Origin of the sequence: Microbacterium sp. 67-17, from assembly GCF_001898325.1 — a bacterium.
Classification (GTDB): domain Bacteria; phylum Actinomycetota; class Actinomycetes; order Actinomycetales; family Microbacteriaceae; genus Microbacterium; species Microbacterium schleiferi.
This window is the reverse complement of the sequence record NZ_MKTR01000021.1, coordinates 69544-88867: the sequence shown is the minus strand read 5'-3', so window position 1 is coordinate 88867 and position 19324 is coordinate 69544. Positions and strand designations below refer to the sequence as shown.

Here is a 19324-nt window from a genome sequence, read left to right as displayed (position 1 = left end):
CAGAGCGGATGCGGTAGCAGCTCCACTCTGCCGGGAGGTTCTCGTCACATCAGGGAAGCCAGATCAAACAACCTCCCTGGGCAGTACACTTAGCGCGCCGCGAAACAGTGCTGTTGGCCGCTTCGCGGCTGTACTACGCGCCGCTTAGCGCGCCGCGTAGTACTCAACGACGAGCTGAACGTCACAGACCACAGGAACCTCGACGCGCTTGGGGCGACGCACGAGACGGGCGTGGAGCTTGTCGAGCTCGACCTCGAGGTAGCCCGGAACCGGGGGCAGAACCTCTGCGTGTCCGCCGGCTGCGGCGACCTGGAACGGCTCGAGGCCTTCGCTCTTTGCCTTGACGTGGATGAGCTGGCCGGGTGCGACACGGAACGACGGACGGTCGACCGTCTTGCCGTCGACGAGGATGTGGCGGTGCACGACGAGCTGACGGGCCTGCGCCGTGGTGCGGGCGAAACCGGCACGAAGCACAAGCGCGTCCAGGCGCATCTCGAGCAGCTCGACCAGGTTCTCACCGGTCAGGCCGTCCTTGCGGCGGGCCTCGTTGAACGCGATACGAAGCTGCTTCTCGCGGATGCCGTACTGCTCGCGCAGACGCTGCTTCTCACGGAGGCGAACGGCGTAGTCGCTGTCGGCCTTGCGCTTGGTGCGGCCGTGCTCACCCGGTGCGTAGGGGCGCTTCTCGAGGTAACGAGCAGCCTTGGGGGTCAGTGCGACGCCGAGGGCACGCGACATGCGCACCTTGCGGCGATCCTGGGACTTCGTAGGCACGAAGGATTCCTTCCGATGACATGGCCGCGTCTTTCGCGGCTCATGGACGTATCCCGCACTCCGCCTCGATTCGCACGTCGCAGCGCACCGAAGGGGTTCTTCTCGAGTGTGGGGATATCCGAAAACTCGGTTCCGAACCGAACAAGTCTACCAGAGCGGTCAGTTGGCGCCGGAAGCGGCACCCGAGCCAGGTTCGTCAGGTCTGCCGAGGATGCGGCGGATACGGCTCCACCGCGCCGCGATCTCCCGCTCTGCGCCGCGGGCGGTCGGGCGATAGTAGCTGCGGTCACGAAGTGCGTCGGGAAGATACTGCTGCGCAACCACCCCGCGCTCGTCGTCGTGGGGATAGCGGTAGCCCTTCCCATGGCCGAGTCGCGCCGCCCCCGGGTAGTGCGCATCACGCAGATGCGGCGGCACGCGACCGCCACCACCCTGGCGTACGTCGGCGATCGCGGCATCGATAGCCAGATACGCGGCGTTGGACTTCGCCGTCGTTGCCAGGTACACCGTCGCCTCAGCGAGGGGAATGCGTCCCTCGGGGAAGCCGATCAGTTGCACGGCATCCGCAGCAGCAACGGCAAGCGGAAGGGCCTGGGGATCTGCCAGGCCGATGTCTTCAGCGGCCGAAATGATCAGACGGCGCGCGATGAAGCGCGGGTCCTCACCCGCCTCGATCATGCGCGCGAGGTAGTGCAGCGCGGCATCCGGATCCGATCCGCGGATCGACTTGATGAACGCGCTGATCACGTCGTAGTGCTCGTCGCCCTGCCGGTCGTAGCGAAGGAGCGCGCGATCGACAGCCTGCGCAACGTGCTCGGCGGTGATCGTGCCGGCTTCCTCGTCAGCTTCCGGTTCGGCGAGAGATGCCGCAGCCTCGAGAGCTGTGAGAGCGCGGCGGGCATCCCCGGAGGCGAGCCGTACCAGGGCAGCGCGTGCCTCATCGGTCAGGGCGACGGCACCGGCGAGGCCGCGTGCATCGGCGACCGCTCGATCGATGAGCCCGGCAAGATCGGCATCCGTCAGCGGCTGCAGGGTCAACAGCAGTGACCGGGACAGCAACGGCGAAACAACGGAGAAGGAGGGATTCTCGGTGGTTGCTGCGATCAAGACCACCCAGCCGTTCTCGACGCCGGGCAGCAGGGCATCCTGTTGCGCCTTCGTGAATCGGTGGATCTCGTCGAGGAAGAGGATCGTCGAGGCTCCATAGAGATCGCGCTGGGTGAGGGCCTCCTGCATGACCTCGCGAACGTCCTTGACGCCGGCGGTGACAGCCGAAAGTTCGACGAAGCGGCGACCCGACGAGCGCGCGACTGCCTGGGCGAGGGTGGTCTTGCCTGTGCCCGGTGGACCCCAGAGGATGACGGATGTCGCGGCTCTCGCACCACCGTCTGGGTCGGCAAGCACGACGAGCGGTGCGCCGGGTCGAAGCAGATGCTGCTGACCCGCCACCTCGTCGAGAGAGGTCGGTCTCATCCGCACCGGCAGCGGGGTTTGCCCAGAGAAGAGCCCCGCCGTAGTCGCCATAGACCCCAGGCTAGCCGGGCGCCACGACATCGCTGCAGCATCCACCCTGGTGGCGGCAGCGCTCCGTATTAGGCTTAAGCGTCCATCCCCCCGCAGGCGGCTCCGCCGCATTGAGGTGCCTTCCGTGTCAGACACAGCTTCGTCCTCCACCCCCGTCGATCAGCCCTGGGGCCGCGTCGATGACGACGGCACGGTTTCGGTGCGCGAAGCCGACCAGTGGCGCGTCGTCGGCCAATATCCCGACGGCACCGCCGAGGAAGCCCTGGCCTACTACGAGCGGAAGTTCGCCGACCTCGCATCGGAGGTCACGCTTCTGGAAGTTCGCCACCGCCGCGGCGGTGCCAGTGCCGCCGATCTGCGCGCGACGGCCGCAATCCTCAGCGGGAAGATCTCCGGAGCATCCGCGGTCGGCGACCTTGCGGCCTTGAGCGCCCGCGTCGATGCTCTCACCGCGTCGCTGACCGAAGCGAGTGCCGCTGAGGCGGCCCAGGCGCGTGAGGCCGTCGATGCCGCGATCGCCGAGCGGACGCAGCTCGTCGAGCAGGCCGAGGCGATCGCCGCACGGGACCCGAAGACCGTGCAATGGAAGACAGCCTCGGCTGAGATGAGTTCGCTGTTCGACCAGTGGCAGTCGCACCAGCAGAACGGTCCTCACCTTCCCAAGTCGATCTCGCAGTCGCTGTGGAAGAGGTTCCGGGACGCTCGGGCTACCGTCGACAAGCACCGCCGAGAGTTCTATGCCGAACTCGACGAGGCTCACAAGGCCGTACGCGAACGCAAGAACCGGTTGGTTGAGCGCGCGGAGGCGCTGGCGCCGCGCGGCGAAGACGGGATCGGCGCCTACCGCGACCTTCTGAACGAGTGGAAGGCCGCAGGCCGCGCCGGCAAGAAGGTCGATGACGCCCTGTGGGCACGATTCAAGGCGGCAGGCGATGCGCTCTATTCGGCACGTGCGGGTCGCGAGGCCGCGGAAGTCGAAGCCTCGAAGGAGAAGATCGACGCGAAGCGCGAGCTCATCGAGCGCGCTCGTCCCATTCTCGACATGGCGGATCTTGCCGCCGCACGCAGCGCTCTCACCGCGATTCAGCGGTCGTGGGATGACATCGGGCGGATCTTCCCCCGCGAGCAGGAACGTGCCCTCGACGACGAACTGCGCAAGATCGAGGTGTCGGTTCGTGCGCGGGAGGATGCCGAGTGGACCCGCAACAACCCTGAGACGACGGCGCGCGCAAATGACATGACGCGCCAGCTCTACGACGCGATCGAGAAGCTCGAGGCCGAGCTTGCCGAGGCCACCGCCCGCAAGGATCAGCGCGCGATGAAGAAGGCAAGCGAGGCGCTGGACGCTCGACGGGCATGGCTTCGCGCCCTCGAGGGCTGACCAGGACTTCTCCACAGACTGAGACGAGCGCACCGTCGACCGAGTCTGCCCCGGGCAGACTGCGGGGATGACCTCGCCGTTCCTGTACTTCGTCGACGAGCGGCTCTCGCTCGCTGAACTGTCGGCCGCGCGGCTCGACGGTCACCTCATCGAGGTGGACGCCGCGTATATGCCTGCCGACACCGTGGAAACACCGAGCGCGCGAGCTGCATCTCTCGGACGCTTGCTTCGCGACCTGATGGCAGCGACACACCTCTCGGCAGCTTGGGTGTACGGTGCCATCGGCGACCCGCCGGCTCGGCATACCGTGCAGCGAGCGGTGCCGCACCGCATCCACGGGGTCATCCATCGCCGGCTCCACTACCGCGACAGCTACCTCCCCGAGGCCGACCTCTGCCGCATCGGCGGGGTGCTCGTCACGACGCCGGCACGCACGGCTGCAGACCTTGCCCGCGTCGGCGACACCGACCACGGAGCAGCCCTCGACGGCTTCGCGCGAGATCCTGAGACCCTCCGGGCGGGGATCCGCTGGTTGGAGAACGCCGGCACGGTCCCACACAAAGTGCGGGCTCTCGAGATCCTGCGGGCCCGGGAAACTTACGAGGACGTCACGCGGTAGACGTCGTAGACGGCGTCGATGCGGCGAACAGCGTTAAGGACGCGGTCCAGGTGCACGATGTCACCCATCTCGAAGACGAAGCGGCTCAGGGCGAGGCGGTCGTTCGTCGTGGACACCGACGCTGACAGGATGTTCACATGGTGCTCGCTGAGCACACGGGTCACGTCACTGAGCAGACCCGACCGGTCGAGAGCTTCGACCTGAATCTGCACGAGGAACACGCTCTTGGTCGTCGGTGCCCACTCGACCTCGATGAGACGCTCGGGGTCTGAGCGCAGCGAGGCCACGTTCGTGCAGTCCGCGCGGTGGACCGAGACGCCGCTCCCCCGCGTCACAAAGCCGAGGATCTCGTCGCCGGGAACCGGAGTACAGCACTTCGCGAGCTTGACCAGGATGTCGGGCGCGCCGCGCACGAGGACACCCGAGTCTCCTGCTCGCGGCTGGCGCGAGCGCCCCACGTGCGGGAGGTCGATTGGGCCCGTTGCGGTGTCGTTGGAGGCGCTGACCAGCGCCGTCACCTTCTCGATGACGGATTGGGTCGAGACGTGTCCTTCGCCGACAGCTGCGTAGAGCGCGGAGACGTCTTCGTAGCGCAAACCGTGGGCGACCTCGCTCAGGGTGTCCTGATTCATCAGTCGCTGGAGCGGCAGGTTCTGGCGTCGCATCGCGCGCGCGATCGACTCCTTGCCCTGTTCGATCGCCTCTTCGCGCCGCTCCTTCGTGAACCACCCGCGGATCTTGCTGCGGGCCCTGGTGCTCTTGACGAAGCTCAACCAGTCTTGACTGGGCCCGGCATCCGGGTTCTTCGACGTGAACACCTCGACGACATCGCCGCTCTTGAGCTCTGATTCGAGGGGAACAAGGCGCCCGTTGACCTTCGCGCCCATCGTGCGGTGACCGACTTCGGTGTGCACCGCGTAGGCGAAATCCACGGGAGTGGCCCCTGCCGGAAGCCCGATCACACGGCCCTTGGGCGTGAAGACGTAGACCTCCTTGGCACCGATCTCGAAGCGCAGCGAGTCGAGGAATTCCCCGGGGTCGGCGGTCTCTGCCTGCCAGTCCGAAATCCGCGCGAGCCAGGCGAGATCCGCGTCGACGGCCTTGTCGTCGACCTTCCCGCCGGCCATCCGTTCCTTGTACTTCCAGTGCGCCGCCACACCGTATTCGGCCTGCTGGTGCATCTCGTGGGTGCGGATCTGGATCTCGACAGTGCGCCCCTCGGGGCCAATCACCGTCGTGTGCAGCGACTGATACAGGTTGAACTTCGGCGTGGCGATGTAGTCCTTGAACCGCCCCGGGAGCGGCGTCCACCGTGCGTGAATGGCACCGAGCACGGCGTAGCAATCCCGCACGGATGCGACAAGAATCCGGATGCCGATGAGGTCGTAGATGTCGTCGAACTCGCGACCCCGCACCACCATCTTCTGGTACACGGAGTACAGCTGCTTTGGGCGGCCGAGCACGCGCCCGCGGATGCGGAGCTCACGCAGATCGGAGTCGACTGCGTCGACCACGTTCTGCAGGTACTTCTCACGCTGCGGCGTGCGCTGCTTGACGAGGCTCTCGATCTCGGCGTAGAGCTTCGGGTGCAAAACCGCGAACGAGAGGTCTTCCAGCTCGGACTTGATCGTCTGGATACCCAGGCGATGCGCGAGCGGCGCGTAGATCTCGAGGGTCTCTGTCGCCTTCTTCCGGGCCTTCTCGGGCGGAACGAAGCCCCAGGTCCGGGCGTTGTGCAATCGGTCGGCGAGTTTGATGAGCAGAACACGGATGTCGCGCGACATCGCAACGATCATCTTGCGCACGGTCTCGGCCTGGGCACTCTCGCCGTACTTGACCTTGTCGAGCTTGGTCACACCGTCGACGAGCATCGCCACCTCGTCGCCGAACTCGGCAGTGAGTGCGTCAAGTGAGTAGCCGGTGTCCTCGACGGTGTCGTGCAGGAGCGCGGCGGCCACGGCCTTGGGTCCGAGGCCCAGATCTGCGAGGATCTGGGCTACCGCCAAGGGATGCGTGATGTAGGGCTCGCCGCTTTGTCGCTTTTGTCCCGCATGCGCGCGGTCTGCGATCGCGTACGCACGTTCGATGATCGCCAGATCACCCTTGGGATGGTGCGTGCGGACGGTGCGCAAGAGCTTCTCGACGTCGTCGCGGCGCGCGGCCCGCGAGAAGATGCGCGGAACGAGCCGCAACAGCGACGACGAGCCCGCAGGTACGCTCTGGGCGGGCGGGACGGTCTCGGTCACCCGATAGCCCTCCCTTCGCTGGAGCCCATATCCTACGCCGCGGTTGAGGCGATCAGGCCGAAGCTACCGCCTGTTCGCGGGCAGCGATGACGCGCTGGTCGCGCTGGCGGATGGGCGCCTCGCCCTCGCGGAACAGCGAGAACAGCGGTGCCGCAACGAACAGCGTCGAATAGGCGGCCACGATGATCCCGACGAAGATCGACAGCGAGATATCGGTCAGCGTCTCGGCGCCGAGCCAGAATGCACCGATGAAGAGGATCGCACCGACCGGCAGGATCGCAACGACGGTGGTGTTGATCGAGCGCACCAGCGTCTGATTCACAGCCAGGTTCACCGACTCACCGAAGGTTCGACCCGATATCTCTCCGTCTTCGGACGTGTTCTCGCGGACCTTGTCGAACACGACAGTCGTGTCGTACAGCGAGTACGCGAGGATCGTGAGGAACCCGATGACTGCCGCGGGAGAGATCTCGAAGCCGAAGAGCGCGTAGATCCCGACCGTAATAACCAGCACGTCGACGAGACCGATGATCGCCGCCGCGGACATCTTCCAGGTGCGGAAGTACAGCGCAAGGATGATGAACGTCAGCGCGAGGAAGATCGCAAGACCCCACAGCGACTGGCGCGTGACATCCTGACCCCAACTCGGGCCGATGAACGAGGTGGTCACTTCGCTCGCGTCGACGCTGTAAGCCTCGGCAAGCGCCGCCGCAACATCTCGCGTCTCGGCGTCCGTCATCTGGTCCGTTTGGACACGAACGGTCTCAGCTCCAACGGTTGCAACCTTGGTCGTCGCGCCGGGCACGACGGACTGCACAGCTTCGGTCGCGATCAACTGATCGGGGTTGGTGACTCCCGAAACGGTGAACTGCGATCCACCCGTGAACTCGATCGAGAACTGAATCGGCCGGATGAAGGGCACGAGCGCTGAGCCGATCACCAGGACCGCGGCGATGATGAACCACAGTCGCCGCTTGCCGACGAACGGGAAGGAGGTCTTGCCGCTGTACAGGTCGTTTCCGAGCTGGTTGAGAGAGCGCATCAGGGGGTGTCCTCTCCCTCGGTGGGCTGGGTAGACCCGGGTGTGCGAGATTCGGCGAGCTTGCGCTCGGCTATCGTCTGGCGACGCGCGGCTTCGCCCCGCGACCGGGACGCCCGCTTCTCGGCTGCCGTCTTGGGCGTCACAACCGGCGCGCGGAACTGCGCGCGGCCCCGGTAGACCGCGCCGAGCGCGTCGGGATCGAGGCCCGACAGCGGGTGGCCGGACGAGAAGAATCGCGTTCGAGCCAACAGCTGCATCACCGGGTGGGTGAACAGGATGAAGATGAGGACATCGATCGCCGTTGTGAGCCCGAGAGTGAAAGCGAAGCCCTTCACCGTCGCATCCGCAAGGATGTACAGCACGACAGCGGCAAGGATGTTGATCGACTTCGAGATGTAGATCGTTCGCTTTGCCCGCGACCAGCCGTCTTCGACGGCGCCCGTGATCGACTTGCCGTCTCGCAGTTCGTCTCGAATGCGTTCGAAGTAGACGATGAACGAGTCAGCGGTGAACCCGATCGACACGATCAGACCGGCCACACCCGCGAGCGAGAGTCGGAAGCCCATGCGCCAGCCGAGGATCAGCAGCATCACGTAGGTGAGAACCGCCATCACCACCAGGGATGCGATGATCACGAACCCGAGTGCGCGATAGACGATCAGCGAGTAGATGGCGACCAAGGCGAGGCCGATGAGACCGGCGATCAGACCGATCTGCAGCTGCTGCGATCCTAGGGTTGCCGAGATCGTGTCAGAGCTCACGACGGCGAAACTCAGCGGCAGGGCGCCGTACTTGAGCTGGTCAGCCAGGACCTTCGCCGTCTCCTGGGTGAAGGTGCCGCTAATGCTCGGCTGCCCGTCGAGGATGACGCCGTTCATCGAGGGCGCAGTCAGTACGTAGCCGTCGAGGACGAAAGCGAACTGGTTGAGCGGTGGCGTTGCACCATACAGTCTCTGGCTGATCTGACCGAACGTCTCGGTTCCCGCTTCGTCGAAACGAAGGTTGACGACCCACTGTCCGGAGGTCTGCTCAAGTCCACTGGTCGCATCCACAATCGACGACCCGTCGAGCTCTACCGGCCCGAGGATGTACTTGACCGTCCCGTTGGCATCACAGGTGATGAGGGGCTCGTCGGTCGGTGCGTTAGCGGGATCATTGGCCGGATCGGCGCAGTTGTACGCGAGGAACTCGGCCTGGAGCGCAGGAGTGATCCACGCGGGGTCGCTCCCGTTCGTGGGCTCCACCGTGGGCGTGGATTCGAGTGCCGGATCCGGCGTGGGGTACGGAGTGGACTCGCCGTCATCGCCCACGAAGCTTGTCGCCGGAGATCCGGAGTAGAGAACCGCACGCAGCTGCAGCTGCGCTGACGCCTCAATGCGCTGCCGCGTCTCTTCGTCAGCTTGACCAGGAATCTGGACGACGATGTTCTTGCCACCTTCTGTGGTGACGTCGGCTTCGCCGACACCGGATGCGTCAACGCGCTGCCGGATGATCGTGACGGCCTGATTCATCTGCTCGGCCGACGGATTCGTCCCGTCTGCAGTCTGCGCTTCGAGGATGATCTGGGTGCCACCTTGAAGGTCGAGAGCGAGCTCAGGGGTCCACGAGCTCGCGTTGAAAACGTAGACGCCGAGGGCGTTGATGCCGAACAGTACCGCCGTGATCGTCAGCAGGCCGGTGAGGGCCCGCCAGGCACGGCGAACAGGAGTGGATGCGGCCACGGGATGCTCTCGGAAGGATCAGGCGTTGGGCTTGGTGTCGCCGTCACGCCCGTCGGTGTCGGTCTCTGCTGCCGGCTCCGCGTCCGGGGTCACAGCGTCCGACGACTCGCCGTCGTGGGTCTCGTGATAGTTGTCGACGATGTCGTCGAACCCGTCATCGGTTTCGTCCTCGACCTCGTCAGCGGGGGTGATGACACGAAGAATTGCCTGGCTGTGCACCTTGATGTCAACACCGGGAGCGATCTCGACCACCGCAGGCTGGTCGAGATTGTCGGGGTCGAACTCCACGATCGTGCCGTAGAGGCCACCCTGCAGCAGTACCTCGGCTCCCGGAACGGTCTGGCGAGCCTTCTGAGCCTGCTCCTCGCGTTGCTTCTTCATGCGGCGACTGGAGTTCCAGAACATGAACACCAGGAGGGCGCCCAGCAAGATGAGCAGACCGTAGTTGAGGAAGAAATCCTGGAAGTTCATGAAGAGGGGCGCCTTTCGGGTGCGGCCGCGCAGACGTCGGGCCGCGTGGGGGTCAAAGCCTCCAGGAATTATAGGTCATCGAATCTCAGCGTCTGATCGGCATGACGCACGCCGAGGTGCGCGTAGGCGTCGGGAGTTGCCACGCGCCCGCGCGGCGTACGCCCCATGAATCCGATCCGCACGAGGTAGGGCTCGATGACGGACTCGATGGTGTCTGCCTCTTCCCCGACGGTCACGGCGAGCGTGTTGAGTCCGACCGGCCCCCCGTGGAAACGGCGCACAAGCGCCTCCAGGACGGCGCGATCAAGTCGGTCGAGCCCGATCGCGTCGACGTCGTAGAGGTCGAGGGCTGCGTCTACGGATGCTGCGGTGGCGCTTCCCCCGTGGACCACGACGTAGTCACGGACTCGTCGCAGCAGACGGTTGGCGATGCGCGGGGTTCCTCGCGAACGCCGGGCGATCTCGGCACGGGATTCGGCTGGCAGCGGAACATCAAGCATCCGGGCCGACCGCTCGAGGACGCGTTCGAGCTCTTCGGGCTCGTAATACTCGAGGTGCGCGGTGAATCCGAAGCGGTCGCGCAGCGGGTTGGGGAGCAGGCCCGCGCGCGTCGTGGCGCCCACGAGCGTGAACGGGGCCAGATCGAGCGGGATGCTCGTCGCGCCGGCCCCTTTGCCGACCATGATGTCGATCCGGAAGTCTTCCATCGCGAGGTAGAGCATCTCTTCAGCAGAGCGCGCCATGCGGTGGATCTCATCGATGAAAAGCACCTCACCGGGCGTCAGGCTTGAGAGCAGCGCCGCGAGATCGCCGGCATGCTGGATCGCCGGTCCGCTCGACATTCGAAGCGGACGTTCGCTCTCGTGGGCAACGATCATGGCCAGCGTCGTCTTGCCCAGGCCCGGCGGTCCGGCCAGCAGAATGTGGTCGGCGGGGCGCTCCTGAAGTCGGGCTGCGTCGAGGAGGAGCTGGAGTTGTCCCCGCACTTTCGTCTGCCCAACGAACTCCGCGAGGGATGCCGGCCGGAGCGCCCCCTCGATCGCGAGCTCTGACTCATCCTTCGAGGGTGTGGGGTCGGTCAGATCATCCACGCAGGGGCTCCTTTCGCGCCGGGCCGAGTTCAGCCAGTGCCCGACGCAGCAGGTCCTGCACGGATGCCTCTGCCGCGGCATCCTCCAGAACAGTGGCTGCCACCTCGGCGGCGTGGCGCTCGGGCCATCCCAGTCCGGTCAACGCTGCGGTTACTGCATCGGCCCGGTTATCGGTGACGGATGCCGCGCGCGAGGCTACGGCGGGGGCGATGACCTTCCCTGTCAAGTGCAGCACGATCAGCTTGGCTGTCTTCGGGCCGATCCCCGATACCCGCCGGAACGGCGCGTCGTCTTCGGCAGCGACGGCGGTGGCGATCTGGTCGACGGACATGGCGCTGAGCACGCCCAGTGCGGACTTGGGGCCGACGCCGGTGACTCCGACCAGAAGGAGGAAAGTCGTCAGTTCGTCGCGGGCCTCGAAGCCGACGAGACTCAAAGCGTCTTCCCGCACGATCAATGACGTGTGCAGAAACAGCGGCTCGCCAACGCGCGCCGAGCGGGCCACGGCGGGCGTCACGGCGACGGTGAGTCCGACTCCCCCGACCTCGACCACCACTGAGTCCTGATCGGCGTAGCCGACGATGCCCCGCACTGACGAAATCATCGTGCTCCCTCCGTTCGGCGCTGCGCGCGCCTCAGAGCAGGCTATGCGGCGAATCGGACATTTGTTCGAGCGACACGCTCAGACCCGGGCGCGCCGTTCGGCATCCCGCCAGGCCTGCTGCGCCTTGGTCAACGAGCCACCGCTCGCCGCGCCCGTCTGCGGAGCACCCCGCCACGCGTGGCAGAGAGCGAGCGCCAGCGCATCAGCAGCGTCTGCGGGCTGAGGCAGGGCGTCCAGCCTCAGGATGCGGGCCACCATCGTCTGGACCTGGCGTTTATCTGCGCTGCCGTATCCGGTGATCGCGGCCTTGACTTCCGTTGGCGTGTGCGTAGCCGCCGGAAGACCCCGCTCGCCCGCGAGCATCAGCGCAATACCGCTGGCCTGCGCGGTACCCATGACCGTGCTCCGGTTCTGTTGGGCGAACACGCGCTCCACAGCGACGACATCCGGCCGATGCAGATCGAGGATCTCTCGGATGCCGGACGCGATGCCCGCGAGACGGCGCTCGATGGCGAGGTCGGCATCCGTCCTGATCACGCCGACATGCACGAGGACGGCCGAGCGGTCGGCAGCGACATCCACGACACCCACGCCGCAGCGGGTGAGACCGGGGTCGATTCCGAGCACACGAACAGTCGCCACCCGGCAACGCTAGGCGCGACGAGCGGCGGTGCCCAGAAGGCGCGCCCTATTCGTCGTTCTCGAGTTCGGCCTGCACCTCGGCGCTCAGGTCGAAGTTGCTGTAGACGTTCTGGACGTCGTCGCTGTCTTCGAGAGCATCGATGAGGCGGAAGACCTTGCGCGCAGTATCGGCGTCGACCTCGACCTTGAGAGAGGGGACGAACTCGACATCCGCCGATTCGTAATCCAGCCCCGCCTCCTGCAGTGCCGATCGCACCGCGACGAGGTCGGATGCCTCGGTGATGACCTCGAACCCCTGCGCGTGCGGCTCGATCTCCTCCGCGCCGGCTTCGAGAGCTGCCATCATGACGTCGTCTTCGGTGGTGCCCTCGCCGGAGACGACGATGACGCCCTTGCGGTGGAAGTTGTACGCGACCGACCCGGGGTCGGCCAGCGTTCCCCCGTTGCGCGAGAGCGCGGTGCGCACCTCCGCGGCCGCGCGGTTCTTGTTGTCGGTCAAACACTCGATCATGAGCGCGACGCCGTTGGGTCCGTAGCCTTCGTAGAGGATCGTCAGATACTCGACCGAGTCGCCCGAGATTCCCGCGCCGCGCTTGATCGCGCGATCGATGTTGTCGTTGGGAACCGACGTCTTCTTCGCCTTCTGTACGGCGTCGTACAGCGTCGGGTTACCCGAGAGATCGGCACCGCCGAGCTTGGCTGCGACTTCGATGTTCTTGATGAGTTTGGCGAACGACTTTGCACGACGCGCGTCAATGACGGCCTTCTTGTGCTTGGTCGTCGCCCACTTGGAGTGGCCGGACATGCGCTCGATTCTATCGGCCGCGCGACGCGGGCACCGTCAGGCTGCCGCGCGCACGGCTTGCAGGAACAGCTCGTGGAAGCGGGTCTCACCAGTCACCTCAGGGTGGAACGAGGTTCCGAGCAGCGCACCTTGACGGACGGCGACCACCCGGCCATCGTCGAGGGATGCCACCACCTCGGCGAGCTCCCCCACCTGCTCGACCAGCGGCGCGCGGATGAAGACAGCGTGGACGCTCTGATCGTCGAAAGCCGGGACGACGAGATCGGTTTCGAACGAGTCCACCTGGCTCCCGAACGCATTGCGGCGAACGACCACGTCAAGGCCTCCGAATGTCTGCTGGCCCTCGATTCCGTCAACGATGGAATCGGCCAACAGGATGAGGCCAGCACACGTGCCGTACATCGGCATTCCGGCCTCGCGAGCGGCCATGATGGGCTCGCGCATCCCGAACGCCCGCGAGAGCTTGTCGATCACGCTGGACTCCGCGCCGGGGATGACAAGCCCGTCGACAGCGGCGAGTTCCTCGGGGCGGCGCACGAGGGAGACTTCGACATCGAGGGCCTGCAGCACGGCCGCGTGCTCGCGCACGTCGCCCTGGAGGGCGAGCACTCCGACGTGCGGACGCGTCGCGCTCACCAGCCCCGCTCGGCCAGTCGGTGCGGCGCGGGAAGGTCGGCGACGTTGATGCCCACCATCGCTTCGCCCAGGCCGCGGGACACGTCGGCAATGACCTTCGCGTCGTCGTAGAAGGTCGTCGCCTTCACGATCGCTGCGGCGCGCTGCGCCGGATTGCCGGACTTGAAGATGCCCGAGCCGACGAAGACGCCATCGGCGCCGAGCTGCATCATCATGGCGGCATCCGCCGGAGTCGCAACGCCCCCGGCGACGAAGAGCACGACCGGCAGTGTTCCGGTCTCGGCGATCTCGGCGACGAGTTCATAGGGCGCCTGAAGATCCTTGGCGGCGACGTACAGCTCGTCCTTGGAGAGAGCGCCGAGCGCGGCGATCTCACCCTTGATCTTGCGGATGTGCTTCATCGCCTCGGAGACGTCACCGGTGCCGGCCTCACCCTTCGAGCGGATCATCGCCGCGCCCTCGTTGATGCGACGCAGGGCCTCACCGAGGTTCGTGGCGCCACAGACGAACGGCACCGTGAAACCCCACTTGTCGATGTGGTTGACGTAGTCAGCGGGCGAGAGCACTTCGGATTCGTCGATGTAATCGACGCCGAGTTCCTGCAGCACCTGTGCCTCGACGAAGTGGCCGATGCGGGCCTTGGCCATGACCGGGATCGAGACCGCCTCGATGATGCCGTCGATCATGTCGGGGTCGCTCATGCGCGACACACCACCCTGAGCACGGATGTCGGCGGGCACCCGCTCCAGCGCCATCACCGCGACCGCACCCGCGTCCTCGGCGATCTTCGCCTGGTCGGGAGTGACGACATCCATGATGACGCCGCCCTTGAGCATTTCGGCGAGACCCCGCTTGACGCGAGACGACCCGGTGGTGGATGCGGACACGATGACCCTTTCGTCTTGACCTATGCCAAAACCTAGCATGTCCCACCGCCTAGACTCGTCGAGATGACTGCTCTCGACACCCCACCGGCGATCGCGGGCTCGACGGCGACCGACATCGCCGAGAGTGTCCGGGGTCTTGTCGAACGCGGCATGCTCGTTCCTGGAGATGCGCTCCCCCCCGTCCGCACCCTGGCCGAGCGTCTGCGCGTCAATCGCAATACCGTCGTCGCCGCCTATCGTCATCTCGCGCAGGCAGGCACGGTCGTGACGCGGGGCAGGGGCGGCACACTCATCGCCGGATCGCCCCGGATGCCGCAAGAAGGGTTCGCTGCCGGAACCGTGCTCCGAGACCTCGGCACCGGTAACCCGGACGCCGCACTGATCCCGGATCCGGCGAGGGTGCTGTCCCGCGTCATCGGCCGACCCGTGCTCTACGGGGAGCCGGTCATCGACCGCGAGTTCGAAACGTGGGCCAGCGCGTGGATGCGGCAGGCCATGGTCGATCAGCCCGAACTGCGGCTCACGATCACGGGCGGCGCGTCTGATGCGATCGAGCGGCTGCTGGGACAATCCCTTACCCGTGAGGATGCCGTCGCCGTCGAAGACCCGTGCTTCTTGTCGACGATGAACATCCTGCGGCTCGGTGGGTACCGGGCAGTGCCGGTTCCCGTCGACCACGAGGGAATGACGGTCGCCGGGCTTCGTGCGGCCCTCGATGCCGGGGTGCGCGCAATTGTGAGCACGCCCCGGGCACAGAACCCCACCGGTGCAAGCCTGTCGGCCGCGCGGGCAGCCGCGCTGCGTGCCGTGTTGGCCGAGCATCCGTACGTTCTGGTCGTGGAGGACGACCACTTCTCCCTCCTCTCCGAGCGTCCCTTCCACACGATCGTCGGACCCGAACACGAACGCTGGGCTCTCATCCGGTCCGTCTCGAAGTTCCTCGGGCCTGACATGTGTCTGGCGGTCACCGCGTCAGATCCCGACACGGCGGCACGTCTGGCGCTGCGTCTGAGCCCCGGAACAACGTGGGTGAGCCATCTGCTGCAGCGCCTCGCTCACGCGCTGCTCACCGATGATGCAGTGCGAGACGACATCCGGCGAGCGGGCGCCCACTACGCCGCGCGCAATGCCGCAGTCGCGCAGTTGCTGCAGGATGCCGGTGTTCCGGCGCATGCTGCCGACGGCCTCAACCTGTGGGTCCCGCTCGGGGCCCCGGCCCGCGCGGTCGGCGAGCATCTCATGCGGCGCGGCTGGCTCGCGCGCTCTGGCGAAGAGTTCGTGCTCGCCGGAGCGGATGCCGCGCAGCACCTGCGCCTCACGGTGCACGATCTCACGGATGCCGAGGCGACGCGCCTGGCATCCGATCTGTCAGCCGCGATCGACGCGGCCCGTTCCATGGAAGCAGGCCAGCCCTCATGAAGATCCTTTCGATCCAGTCAGCCGTCGCCTACGGACACGTCGGCAACTCTGCAGCGGTGTTCCCCCTGCAGCGCATCGGCGTCGAGGTCTTGCCGGTGTACACCGTGAACTTCTCAAACCACACCGGGTACGGCGCGTGGCGCGGACCGCTGATCTCCCCCGCCGACGTCGCCGAAGTACTCACCGGCATCGAGGAACGCGGGGTCTTTCCGCAGATCGACGCGGTGCTGTCGGGCTACCAGGGCTCGGAGGGAATCGGCGATGTCATCCTGGATGCCGTCGCGCGGGTCAAAGCGGCCAACCCGGCTGCGGTCTACGCCTGTGATCCGGTGATGGGCAACGCAAAGTCCGGATGCTTCGTCGCTCCCGCCATCCCGGTGCTGCTGCGCGAGCGCGTAGTTCCAGCTGCCGACATCATCACCCCGAACCAGTTCGAGTTGGGGTTTCTGACCGGAACCGAACCGGCAGATCTCGAATCCACGCTCGTCTCGGCCGACCTTGCCCGCGACATGGGCCCGCGCACGGTCCTCGTCACCAGCGTCGAACGTCCGGACGCACCCGAAGGAACGATCGAGATGCTCGCCGTCACCGACGATGGCGCGTGGATCGTGCAGACGCCGCGTATCCCGATGAAGGCGAACGGCTCTGGCGACGTGACTGCCGCGTTGTTCACCGCCCACTACGGCGCCACCGGTGACCCAGCGCTTGCTCTCGCACGCACCGTGTCGAGCGTGTTCGACCTTCTGCAGAACACGTATGACTCGGGCGAGCGGGAGCTGCAGCTGGTCGAGTCGCAGGAGGCCTATGCCCACCCGCGGATGCAGTTCGAGGTCACGCGGGTCCGCTGACCCCGACGCTCAGTAGGCGGGCCAGGCTGCCGCGAGAGTCTCGCGCACGTCGCCCAGGAGCTGAGGGAGTGCCTTGGTGCGCGCGATGATCGGGAAGAAGTTCGCGTCCGAGGCCCACCGCGGCACCACGTGCTGGTGCAGGTGCTCGTCGACACCCGCGCCGGCTACCGCCCCCTGATTCATGCCGATGTTGAAACCGTCGCACCGTGAAACGGCGCGAAGCACGCGCATCGCCGTCTGTGTGAGCTCGGCGATCTCCTGAGTCTCCTCCGTCGTCGCGAGGTCGTAGGTTGCGACATGGCGGTAGGGGCACACCAGGAGGTGACCGGAATTGTACGGAAAGAGATTCAGCAAGACGTAGGCGCTCTTGCCGCGGTGGACGATCAGGCCGTCGGCATCCGTTTTGCCGGGCGCCGCGCAGAACGGACACGCGGCGCGCATTGCGTCGGCACCGGCCTGGATGTACGCCATCCGGTGTGGAGTCCACAGTCGCTGAAAGCCGTCGGGTACACCGGCATACTCGGAAGAGGGAACGGATGCCGGCTCGGATGTCCCGGCATCCGTCATGCCAGGTCCTCAGCGGTGTCCACGAGAGTGCGATCTGCGATCGCCGTCAGGATGCGCTCGATCGCGTCGTCGACCGGGATGCCGTTGGTCTGCGACCCGTCGCGGAAGCGGAACGAGACTGTCCCTGCGGAGCGGTCCTGCTCCCCCGCGATCAGCTGGATCGGCACCTTCTGTGTCGTGTGCGTGCGGATCTTCTTCTGCATCCGGTCGTCGGAGTGATCGACCTCGGCCCGCACTCCGCGCGCGCGCAGGCGCGCCACGATCTCATCGAGGTACTCGCCGTATTCTTCAGCCACGGGGATCGCGACCACCTGCGTCGGCGAGAGCCACACCGGGAAGGCTCCCGCATAGTGCTCGAGCAGGATCGCGAAGAAGCGCTCGATCGAGCCGAACAGCGCACGGTGGATCATCACGGGACGGTGCTTTGCCCCATCGGGGCCGGTGTACTCGAGCTCGAACCGCTCGGGCTGGTTGAAGTCGAGCTGAATGGTCGACATCTGCCAGGTGCGGCCGATCGCATCGCGGGCCTGCACGGAGATCTTCGGTCCGTAGAACGCGGCGCCGCCCGGGTCGGGCACGAGTTCCAGACCCGAGGCTTCGGCCACCTCGCGCAGCGTTTCGGTGGCCTCTGCCCACAGGGCGTCGTCACCGATGAACTTCGGGTTGCCCTCCTCCTTCGTCGACAGCTCGAGGTAGAAGTCCTGCAGACCGTAGTCGCGCAGCACCGACAGCACGAAGTCGAGGTTGCGAGTGAGTTCGTCTCGCACCTGGTCGGCTGTGACGTAGATGTGCGCGTCATCCTGGGTCATCCCCCGCACGCGAGTGAGCCCCGCGAGGGTTCCGCTCTTCTCGTATCGGTAGACCGTGCCGAACTCCGCAAGACGCAGCGGAAGCTCACGGTAGCTGCGGCCCCGCGACCTGAAGATCAGGTTGTGGAACGGGCAGTTCATGGGCTTGAGATAGTACTCCTGCCCCTGCCGGGTCACGTGGCCCTCGGCATCCACGACTTCGTCGAGCTCCATCGGGGGGTACATCCCGTCGGCGTACCACTGCAGGTGACCGCTGGTCATGAAGAGGTCGCCCTTGGTGATGTGGGGCGAGTTGACCATTTCGTAGTCGGCGGCGAGCAGGCGCTGGCGCATGTACTGCTCGATCTCGTAGCGGATGATGCCGCCCTTGGGGTGGAAGACCGCAAGGCCCGGCCCGATCTCGTCGGGGAACGAGAAGAGGTCAAGTTCCGCGCCAAGCTTGCGGTGGTCACGCCGGGCTGCCTCTTCGAGGCGGTGCTGGTAGGCCCGAAGCTCGTCTTTGGTCGGCCACGCCGTTCCGTAGATACGCTGCAACTGCGGGTTCTTCTCGCTGCCCCGCCAGTAGGCGCCGGCAATCCGGGTCAGATCCCAGCCGTTGCCGATCATGCGCGTGCCCGGAACGTGCGGTCCGCGGCAGAGGTCCTTCCAGACCGTCTCGCCATCGCGGGTCACGTTGTCGTAGATCGTCAGTTCAGCACCGCCAACCTCGACCGATGCCCCTTCCGCGGCATCCGCACCGCCGCCCTTCAGCCCGATGAGCTCGAGTTTGAACGGCTCGTCGGCAAGCTCTACGCGCGCTTCACCCTCCGTCACGACACGGCGTGTGAAGCGCTGGCCCTCACGGACGATCCGCTCCATCTCTTTCTTGATGGCTTTGAGATCCTCGGGGGTGAACGGCTCATCGACGCCGAAGTCGTAGTAGAACCCGTCGGTGATCGGCGGGCCGATGCCGAGGTTCGCCTGCGGACGGATCCGCTGAACGGCCTGTGCCAGCACGTGCGCGGTGGAGTGGCGAAGGATGTCGAGCCCGTCAGGGCTGTCGATCGTCACCGGCTCCACGGTGTCCTCAGCGGTCACAACCGTCGCGAGATCCCGCAACGTGCCGTTGACCCGCAGGGCGACGACGGAGCGGTCGGGGAAGAGAGCGAAGCCGTCGGCGGGATAGGCCACGTCGGACGGGACGAGCGGTTGTGTCACAGCGAACTCCTGGGCGATGTCAGTCTCAAGGCTACCGAGCC

General features: G+C 66.1%; 18 protein-coding genes. 4 read left to right on the top strand and 14 right to left on the bottom strand.

Going from position 1 to position 19324, the window contains the following annotated elements:
* Positions 1–144 precede the first annotated feature (144 nt).
* Entirely contained in the window at positions 145–774 is a 630-nt protein-coding gene (gene rpsD, locus BGO47_RS09480) for a 30S ribosomal protein S4 (protein WP_292711161.1), read from the bottom strand.
* 159 nt (positions 775–933) lie between these two features.
* Positions 934–2298, bottom strand: coding sequence for a replication-associated recombination protein A (locus BGO47_RS09475; protein ID WP_292711158.1), 1365 nt, complete (start codon positions 2296–2298; stop codon positions 934–936).
* Between the two features lie 124 nt (positions 2299–2422).
* On the opposite strand from BGO47_RS09475, the gene BGO47_RS09470 reads away from it, so the two are divergent.
* Both BGO47_RS09470 and BGO47_RS09465 read left to right on the top strand, forming a co-directional pair.
* Positions 2423–3679 (top strand): DUF349 domain-containing protein, encoded by a 1257-nt coding sequence (locus tag BGO47_RS09470; protein WP_292711155.1) that lies wholly within the window; start codon positions 2423–2425, stop codon positions 3677–3679.
* A 67-nt stretch (positions 3680–3746) separates the two neighbouring features.
* A complete protein-coding gene (locus BGO47_RS09465) occupies positions 3747–4298 on the top strand; it encodes a hypothetical protein (RefSeq protein ID WP_292711151.1) in 552 nt (183 codons plus the stop codon).
* Here BGO47_RS09465 and BGO47_RS09460 read toward each other — a convergent pair.
* The 10 genes from BGO47_RS09460 to pdxS all read right to left on the bottom strand — a co-directional run bounded on the left by BGO47_RS09460 (position 4277) and on the right by pdxS (position 14443).
* On the bottom strand, positions 4277–6544 hold the full coding sequence (locus BGO47_RS09460; RefSeq protein WP_292711149.1) for a bifunctional (p)ppGpp synthetase/guanosine-3',5'-bis(diphosphate) 3'-pyrophosphohydrolase: 2268 nt from the start codon (positions 6542–6544) through the stop codon (positions 4277–4279). The genes BGO47_RS09465 and BGO47_RS09460 overlap by 22 nt on opposite strands.
* Before the next feature lie 52 nt (positions 6545–6596).
* The gene (gene secF / locus BGO47_RS09455; protein WP_292711147.1) at positions 6597–7586 is read right to left on the bottom strand and encodes a protein translocase subunit SecF; all 990 of its coding nucleotides are present in this window, start codon (positions 7584–7586) and stop codon (positions 6597–6599) included.
* Positions 7586–9307 (bottom strand): protein translocase subunit SecD, encoded by a 1722-nt coding sequence (secD, locus tag BGO47_RS09450; RefSeq protein WP_292711144.1) that lies wholly within the window; start codon positions 9305–9307, stop codon positions 7586–7588. The genes secF and secD overlap by 1 nt, the downstream gene beginning before the upstream one ends.
* Before the next feature lie 18 nt (positions 9308–9325).
* Positions 9326–9778 (bottom strand): preprotein translocase subunit YajC, encoded by a 453-nt coding sequence (locus BGO47_RS09445; RefSeq protein ID WP_292711141.1) that lies wholly within the window; start codon positions 9776–9778, stop codon positions 9326–9328.
* 68 nt (positions 9779–9846) lie between these two features.
* On the bottom strand, positions 9847–10869 hold the full coding sequence (gene ruvB / locus BGO47_RS09440) for a Holliday junction branch migration DNA helicase RuvB (protein WP_292711139.1): 1023 nt from the start codon (positions 10867–10869) through the stop codon (positions 9847–9849).
* The gene (gene ruvA, locus BGO47_RS09435) at positions 10862–11473 is read right to left on the bottom strand and encodes a Holliday junction branch migration protein RuvA (protein WP_292711138.1); all 612 of its coding nucleotides are present in this window, start codon (positions 11471–11473) and stop codon (positions 10862–10864) included. The genes ruvB and ruvA overlap by 8 nt, the downstream gene beginning before the upstream one ends.
* 78 nt (positions 11474–11551) lie before the next feature.
* On the bottom strand, positions 11552–12115 hold the full coding sequence (ruvC, locus tag BGO47_RS09430; protein WP_292711135.1) for a crossover junction endodeoxyribonuclease RuvC: 564 nt from the start codon (positions 12113–12115) through the stop codon (positions 11552–11554).
* A gap of 46 nt (positions 12116–12161) precedes the next feature.
* Complete coding sequence (locus BGO47_RS09425) at positions 12162–12920, bottom strand: YebC/PmpR family DNA-binding transcriptional regulator (RefSeq protein WP_292711133.1); 759 nt, start codon at positions 12918–12920, stop codon at positions 12162–12164.
* A 36-nt stretch (positions 12921–12956) separates the two neighbouring features.
* On the bottom strand, positions 12957–13559 hold the full coding sequence (gene pdxT, locus BGO47_RS09420; protein WP_292711175.1) for a pyridoxal 5'-phosphate synthase glutaminase subunit PdxT: 603 nt from the start codon (positions 13557–13559) through the stop codon (positions 12957–12959).
* Complete coding sequence (gene pdxS / locus BGO47_RS09415; RefSeq protein WP_292711130.1) at positions 13553–14443, bottom strand: pyridoxal 5'-phosphate synthase lyase subunit PdxS; 891 nt, start codon at positions 14441–14443, stop codon at positions 13553–13555. The genes pdxT and pdxS overlap by 7 nt, the downstream gene beginning before the upstream one ends.
* A gap of 63 nt (positions 14444–14506) precedes the next feature.
* Here pdxS and BGO47_RS09410 point away from each other — a divergent pair, with 63 nt between their 5' ends.
* Together BGO47_RS09410 and pdxY are read left to right on the top strand one after the other, a co-directional pair.
* The gene (locus BGO47_RS09410) at positions 14507–15862 is read left to right on the top strand and encodes an aminotransferase class I/II-fold pyridoxal phosphate-dependent enzyme (protein ID WP_292711127.1); all 1356 of its coding nucleotides are present in this window, start codon (positions 14507–14509) and stop codon (positions 15860–15862) included.
* Positions 15859–16710 carry a pyridoxal kinase PdxY gene (pdxY, locus tag BGO47_RS09405; protein WP_292711124.1) on the top strand — a complete coding sequence of 284 codons (852 nt, stop codon included), beginning with the start codon at positions 15859–15861 and terminating at the stop codon, positions 16708–16710. The genes BGO47_RS09410 and pdxY overlap by 4 nt, the downstream gene beginning before the upstream one ends.
* Before the next feature lie 9 nt (positions 16711–16719).
* On the opposite strand, the gene BGO47_RS09400 is transcribed toward pdxY, so the two are convergent.
* A complete protein-coding gene (locus tag BGO47_RS09400; RefSeq protein ID WP_292711121.1) occupies positions 16720–17277 on the bottom strand; it encodes an HIT domain-containing protein in 558 nt (185 codons plus the stop codon).
* Positions 17274–19283 (bottom strand): threonine--tRNA ligase, encoded by a 2010-nt coding sequence (gene thrS, locus BGO47_RS09395; RefSeq protein WP_292711118.1) that lies wholly within the window; start codon positions 19281–19283, stop codon positions 17274–17276. The genes BGO47_RS09400 and thrS overlap by 4 nt, the downstream gene beginning before the upstream one ends.
* Positions 19284–19324: the final 41 nt, after the last annotated feature.